Here is a 6,283-nt window from a genome sequence, read left to right as displayed (position 1 = left end):
AAAACATATTTAGAGCCTCTTGAAACCATTAAAAATGAAATTCAATCACTTGAAACAGAAAATATTGATCTTCCGTTACTCGCAATCACGAACTGTATCCATGCGATTTCAACTTTTGTTGAAAATCCTAACCAATCCGACTATGACCATTTACTCAACGATACATTAAGTCAATTAAATGAAGAACTTCAGGTTCAAGAAACCTCGGGATGGATTGAAACAGCTTCTAGATTTTTAAAATCAGGAATGACTCAAACAAAACTTAGCTTGAAGCTTTCAAAGGTAAACGACCTTATGACCCAATTTAGCCAAAGTATTCAATCAAATGACTCTAACCTTGAGGCATTTAAAAAGACAAAACGCCAACAAAAAGCGACAGAAGATGCGATTTCAACTAAATACGTTGAGTTAGATGAACTTATTTTAGAACTAAGTGGAATCTTATCTGAAATCGAAGAAGTGACACAATAAAAAAACAGATTGAATTCAATCTGTTTTTTTTTATTGAACTAACGAAAGAGCTTTTAATATTGCCAAAGCCGCTTCACGTTTTTGACCAATAAATGGATACGTGTGAATGTGAATCGCTGGATTAAAATTCAATTCAATAATTGAGTAAGCTGAGGCAGGATTTTGAAAATCTTCAATCATCATATCAACCCCACAAATTTTAGCACCGATTGCCTTCGTTGCTTCACAGGCGATCTTTTTAAAATAATCATGAATATCATCAGTCATATCAATACTATCGCCACCCGTGGAGATATTCGAATTTTCTCGTAAAAAGACTTGCACATTCATCGGTAAGATCGTATCTGGTGTGTATCCTTGTTCGTATAAAAAACGAATAGCAATTTCATCTAATTGAATTTTTTCAAGGGGACGTCGATACTTATACCCTCGAAGTGGATTTTTATTTTTCAACTCAATCAACTCGGTAATTGAATGAACCCCATCTCCAATTACATTGGCTGGAACTCGATGTAAAATTCCAATCACCTCATTTTCAATCACCAAAAATCGATATTCTTTCCCTGAAACGAACTCCTCAACGATGACTTCTTTATCATGTGAAAAAGCTTCTTTTAAAGCTCTATAATACTCTAATTCACTGACTCCCTCTTCAAAAATACTGATTCCAATTCCAAAATTGGTCGATTTGGGTTTAATGACAATAGCTCGATTTTGATAACATTTATAATCTGACTGGGCTTTTTCTATGCTTTCGTACAATGCACCCGTTGGAACATTCAGATGATGATCTCTTAAAATTTCTTTTGTTACCTGTTTATTTTCCATGGCTAAAATCGTAATATAACTATCTAAGGACGTTTTCGTTGCTTGTTTGACGAACTCACAGTGCTCCCCATTAGATAATTTAATAAAATTTTCCGCTCGATCTAACACTTCAAATTTTACGCCTCGTTTAATAGCCTCTTTCATCAAAATTTGAGTCGATAACTCTAAATCTTCAAAACCAGGCAATTGAAATGGTGCGTCACTCGCTTCTTGTTTATACGTTCTGGCTAATTCTAAATTTGCGCTTAAATAATCTGTCTCCTGAACCATTTTCATCATCTTCGCAGATAAGGTTAAATTAGGATTTTTGATTTCGTCTTGTTTTCGATTTAAAATCGACGTTTGATTTAAATCATACGTGTCGTTGATTAGACTTATTTTCTTAAGGATACGCGTCGCTAACGTTTTTAGGCTCTCTTCATTTCCATTATAAAGTAACATTAACTTCTCGTCTAAACCTGAAACAGCGACTCTTCTTTCATTTTCATTAGCTTCTTCTTGCCAATTAGGATCATTTGACTCTTCTTCATCTAATAAGAAGAGCACAAATAACTGAATAAAATATAAATCATTTAACGTAATCCCTTCTTTTGCAAATGGATTTAAATCAATTGAGCGAATTTCTAAATACTCAATCCCATCTTCAATAAGTGACTCTAGTAATTGATTCGGTCGGATTGCTTTTAGACGTATCGGACTATAAAATTCTTTAAAACTTGAAATTTCACCCGCTTCAATATAAGCCTTTAATGAGTTGACATACGTCTTAGCAGAGGTATAATCAACGTAAATTGGTTTTTTATTTTGATACCCACATAAGCTATTTCGAAACGAAATCGCCCCTGATCGAGAAAAACTTTTTGGAGCCACTTCATTGGATGAAACACTACATTCACTACAATAACTCTCATCAACAATGGGTGATGCCCCTAATAAATATATTAATAACCAACGATATCTAATATAATTTCGAACTACTTTTAAATAGATTGCATCTTTAAACAAGCGAAAATCCGAATAATCATGTTGTGCGTCAAATAACTTTACCAATAGTGAGTCACTAAAAGAAAAGTTATAATGTAATCCCGAGATAAGTTGGCGTTTACCACCATATTTTTTTAGGAGAGATTCGCGATAAGTCATTAACTTTTGACCTTCTTCACTATCGCTAAACATCGCAATCGGAATTTCTTGATTTGGTTTAATAAAACATGGCATTGATTGAGGCCATAATAATTCGTCTCCAACCTCAACACTCACAATATCATAAAGCATACTTAAAAACTGATGAGCCTCTTCTAATGTTTTAAATGTTGGTGTAATCATTTCAATTTGGCTTTCTGAAAAGTCTGTTGTAATGTAGGGATTAAATTGCTTTTCCCCAAAGGCAGTTGGATGTGGGCTAAGGGCCAACGATCCATCTGGATTTACACGTAAACATTCACGTTCTATTCCAAATTTTCCTTCCATTAACTCCCGAGAATTAAGGAGTGACTTTAGCTGCATTAACATACCAATTACCTTCCTTTTCTTTTTTACAATAAATCCTAAATGCAACAATTCCTTTAAATAACATGCTCAAACTAATACTCATCCAAATTCCATTAACTCCAATCCACTGTATGAAAAAATAAGCCATCGGAATTCTTAATAATGTAAAACTAATCCCAATCATAGCGGGAATTTTAGGTAATCCCATTCCAACAAATGCACCATTACAAATAATTTCAACCGCCATAAAAAGTTGTGTTAATCCAACTAATTTTAAATAATCAGCTGTCATTTGAATGGTTTGCTGTTCACTGACAAATAATGAGGCTAGACTATCAGGAATGAATAGAAATACCATCGTCGTTAATAAGGAATATCCGACACCCAAACACATGGCTACCTTCATCCCCGATTGAATACGTTCATAAGCTTTTGCCCCATAATTTTGACCGACAAAACTTGCAATAGCTCCATTTAATCCACTAATGACCATATAGGTGATAGACTCAATTTGTAAGCCTATTTTTTGTGCGGCAATGGCATTTGTTCCAAAAACTGCAATCATTTTCGCCAAGACTATACTTACAAGCGTAAATAAGATACGTTGAGTTGACATTGGTAGACCTAATGAAATAATATCCCAATAAACCGATTGCTTTATTTTCAATTTGTAATCTAGTTTGATTAACGTACGAGATTGTTTAAAAAACAAACCACTCATGAAGGCATTCGCAATTAAGGTTGCTAATCCAGCACCCATTACGCCTAATTTCAGTGTATAGATAAAAATCGGATCTAAAACAATATTGAGAAGCACACCTAAAGCGCTAATCTTCAACGCTGCCTTATTTTGCCCAAAGCTATTATAAAGACGCGTATACCAAAAATTAAAGAAAGAAAAGAACACCATTGGGGCACTAACAAGTAAGTACTTGTATCCCTCAACTTCTACATAAGCATTCTCAACATCCAAAAATGAAATAAAAGCTTTTCCAGTAAAAATCAAAATCATGGCAAAAATAATCCCTATTAAGAAGTTTAACCGAAAACCAGCATTTATATAATCCTGTTGTTCTTGTTCATCCTTTTTTCCAAGGGCATGTGAAACTTTAATTCCTGTTCCGATGACCACGCAAGTATTAATAGCCGTTCCAATTCCAATTAAAAAACTAGATGTCCCAATACTAGCCACCGCATCGCTTCCTAAACGCCCCACTAGTAACATGTCCACTAAACTATACGTCAATTGCAAAACAGAACTTCCCATAATGGGCAATGCCAACGCTAATAGGACGGTCAATACTTTCCCTTCCGTTAAATCCACTTTTTTCACCGTTTGGCCTCCTCATTAAATTTCGTTATGTTTTAAACGATTTACTAAGTGCTCCATTTTTTGAAAAATAACATCACGGGTTTGACGAAAGACCTCCTCAGATTCTCCTGTCGGGTCCTCAATTCCCCAATCTTCTCGATGAGTACAAGGTAAATTTGGACAAGACACATTGCATCCCATCGTAATGACAATATCAACTTGTGGGATATCACTTAATAATTTTGGTCTTTGATTCAATTCCATATCTATGCCAATTTCTTTCATGATTTTCACGGCATCTTGATTGATCACGTCACGCTGTTCTGTTCCTGCTGAATAAGATTCAAAGACATTTAATCCCATCACACGTCCAAAGGCTTCAGCCATTTGTGACCGACATGAATTATGAACACATACAAAAGCTACTTTTTTCATTTTTATCTACTCCTCAACTGTTCGACTTCTTCAATTAGTGATTTTAAAAAAGGATACTTGGAAAACACACTCTCTGGGATATAGTAGTGCACCCACTGTCCTTTTTTTTGACTTTCAATTAACCCTGCTTGTTTTAATTTAATTAAATGTTTCGAGGTTGAAGATTGAGAACATTTTAAAGCGGGTTCAATTTCACAAACACAGCGCGCACCATGAAATAACAGACACATAATCTGCAACCTTTTTTCATCTGCTAACGCCTTTAATATTTCAACATACATGGCTTAATCTCCTTTATATTCCCATATCAGAATATTCCCAATCAGGAATATATTATAGTTTTTTAACTTATTTGTCAATGAAGATACGCTCTTTTAATATGGTGACTTGTTGGATTTCTATTCTTTAAGTGATAAATAATAGGAAATATGTTATAATCAACCCATATCTTTATTATTGAGGAGAATCAAATGTTTACCACTGAAATTTTAGAAAAACTCGATTTATTCGGCCCTTATTTAATCTTTTTGCTTATTTTTTTAGAAGGATTAAATTTAACGGGGATCCCTGCCATCGTCATTATGCCTGCCATCGGATTTTCTATTTACACGAGCTCATATAGCTTTTTCTTCATTTATCTAATCAGTGTCTTAGCAGCTATTTTAGCCTGTCTGGCTTATTATGCGGTTTCTTATAAATTTGGAGGAGCACTTTACGATTTTTTCTATCAAAAATTTCCTTCTACTCAAAAAAGTCTAGATAAAGCCACTGAGCTTAGTCACCGATTCGGTCCTCTGATGTGTTTGATTGGCCGAGTTGTGCCAACGGTTCGAACATTCATTTCATTAATGTCTGGTATCTTCAAAATTCCGTTGACAAAATATGCCATCTATTCAACAGGTGGAATTCTCATTTGGAATTTTGTGACCCTATCAATAGGGTATATCGTAGCGATCATTAGCAATTAAAAAACACATGCACGCTCTCGTGCATGTGTTTTTTAATTATTTTTCTGAAGCTTCAACTTCTTCTAAATCTTCTAGTGTTTGTAACGTCTCTAACATTTCAATGTCCTCTAATTCATCATGCAAACGAAGAGAAGGCATTTCTTCAACTTGATGATCTTCTATCACCGTTTTTAATTCTTGTAAACGTCCTGTTAATTGAGATACTTTTTCCTCAAGTTGTTGCACGCTATGGCTCCAGTCAAATTCATTGATTGATGCTTTAATCTCTTCAAGTTGTTCTTTACATTTTTCTTTAAAGGCATCTTGATCAAACTCTTTTACTTTTTGTTGTAAATCTTCAACATTTTGAAGTAACTGAGCTTGCATCTCTTTTCCTGATTTAGGCGTTAATAATAAAGCTGCGACTCCACCTACTAAGGCACCTAATCCAAAAATATAACGTTTTTTCATCCTCTCATCCCCTGTTTCTGTAATCTTTTAAGTTTTCTTTTTTGACGTCTTCTTCGAATGAAAGCAACAATCTTCCATCCCATTTTAATTTTTTGTTTAAACTCCTGAACCGTTGTATTCATTTCTCGCTTCAACTCTGACGGTACTTCTTTCATCTTTTGATTACATGTTTTAATTTGTTCCGTTTGAGTATTAATGGCTTGACGAAGTCGAGATAAGAGATAAACAGCGCTAATCGTTGCAACAATGACACAGGCAATCGAGGTTAGCATTAACCAATCATTTAGCTGCATATCATATAACTCCCTTTATTTACTAAATACTAGTA

The 6,283-nt window shown here is 34.4% G+C and carries 7 protein-coding genes and 1 pseudogene; 2 read left to right on the top strand and 6 right to left on the bottom strand.

What is annotated here, in order from left to right; genetic code table 11:
- Nucleotides 1-471 (top strand): annotated as a pseudogene (locus QWC74_RS07250) (hypothetical protein); the annotation flags it as partial.
- Between the two features lie 30 nt (nt 472-501).
- Here QWC74_RS07250 and gshAB read toward each other — a convergent pair.
- The 4 genes from gshAB to QWC74_RS07230 are packed head-to-tail and all read right to left on the bottom strand — an operon-like array spanning nt 502 to nt 4,818.
- A complete protein-coding gene (gshAB, locus tag QWC74_RS07245; protein WP_288993967.1) occupies nt 502-2,769 on the bottom strand; it encodes a bifunctional glutamate--cysteine ligase GshA/glutathione synthetase GshB in 2,268 nt (755 codons plus the stop codon).
- Between the two features lie 13 nt (nt 2,770-2,782).
- Nucleotides 2,783-4,123 (bottom strand): MATE family efflux transporter, encoded by a 1,341-nt coding sequence (locus tag QWC74_RS07240; RefSeq protein ID WP_006785531.1) that lies wholly within the window; start codon nt 4,121-4,123, stop codon nt 2,783-2,785.
- A gap of 15 nt (nt 4,124-4,138) precedes the next feature.
- On the bottom strand, nt 4,139-4,537 hold the full coding sequence (locus QWC74_RS07235) for an arsenate reductase ArsC (RefSeq protein ID WP_006785530.1): 399 nt from the start codon (nt 4,535-4,537) through the stop codon (nt 4,139-4,141).
- Between the two features lie 2 nt (nt 4,538-4,539).
- Entirely contained in the window at nt 4,540-4,818 is a 279-nt protein-coding gene (locus tag QWC74_RS07230) for a metalloregulator ArsR/SmtB family transcription factor (RefSeq protein WP_006785529.1), read from the bottom strand.
- Nucleotides 4,819-5,007: 189 nt separating this feature from the next.
- Here QWC74_RS07230 and QWC74_RS07225 point away from each other — a divergent pair, with 189 nt between their 5' ends.
- Nucleotides 5,008-5,505, top strand: a complete 498-nt coding sequence (locus QWC74_RS07225; protein ID WP_006785528.1) for a DedA family protein — start codon at nt 5,008-5,010, stop codon at nt 5,503-5,505.
- Nucleotides 5,506-5,541: 36 nt separating this feature from the next.
- On the opposite strand, the gene QWC74_RS07220 is transcribed toward QWC74_RS07225, so the two are convergent.
- Both QWC74_RS07220 and QWC74_RS07215 read right to left on the bottom strand, forming a co-directional pair.
- Complete coding sequence (locus QWC74_RS07220) at nt 5,542-5,955, bottom strand: YtxH domain-containing protein (RefSeq protein WP_006785527.1); 414 nt, start codon at nt 5,953-5,955, stop codon at nt 5,542-5,544.
- Nucleotides 5,952-6,248 (bottom strand): hypothetical protein, encoded by a 297-nt coding sequence (locus QWC74_RS07215; protein ID WP_006785526.1) that lies wholly within the window; start codon nt 6,246-6,248, stop codon nt 5,952-5,954. Before QWC74_RS07215 ends, QWC74_RS07220 begins: the two co-directional genes overlap by 4 nt.
- Between the last annotated feature and the right edge of the window lie 35 nt (nt 6,249-6,283).

It is taken from the genome of uncultured Turicibacter sp. (assembly GCF_938044715.1).
Lineage (GTDB): Bacteria > Bacillota_I > Bacilli_A > MOL361 > Turicibacteraceae > Turicibacter > Turicibacter sanguinis.
This window is presented reverse-complemented; position numbering and strand designations above follow the sequence as displayed.

What these genes read in the sequence shown, in the direction of transcription:
- QWC74_RS07230 (WP_006785529.1), bottom strand. Translation starts at nt 4,818, where the DNA reads ATGTATGTTGAAATATTAAAGGCGTTAGCAGATGAAAAAAGGTTGCAG.
- QWC74_RS07215 (WP_006785526.1), bottom strand. Translation starts at nt 6,248, where the DNA reads ATGCAGCTAAATGATTGGTTAATGCTAACCTCGATTGCCTGTGTCATT.
- QWC74_RS07235 (WP_006785530.1), bottom strand. Translation starts at nt 4,537, where the DNA reads ATGAAAAAAGTAGCTTTTGTATGTGTTCATAATTCATGTCGGTCACAA.
- QWC74_RS07220 (WP_006785527.1), bottom strand. Translation starts at nt 5,955, where the DNA reads ATGAAAAAACGTTATATTTTTGGATTAGGTGCCTTAGTAGGTGGAGTC.
- gshAB (WP_288993967.1), bottom strand. Translation starts at nt 2,769, where the DNA reads ATGGAAGGAAAATTTGGAATAGAACGTGAATGTTTACGTGTAAATCCA.
- QWC74_RS07225 (WP_006785528.1), top strand. Translation starts at nt 5,008, where the DNA reads ATGTTTACCACTGAAATTTTAGAAAAACTCGATTTATTCGGCCCTTAT.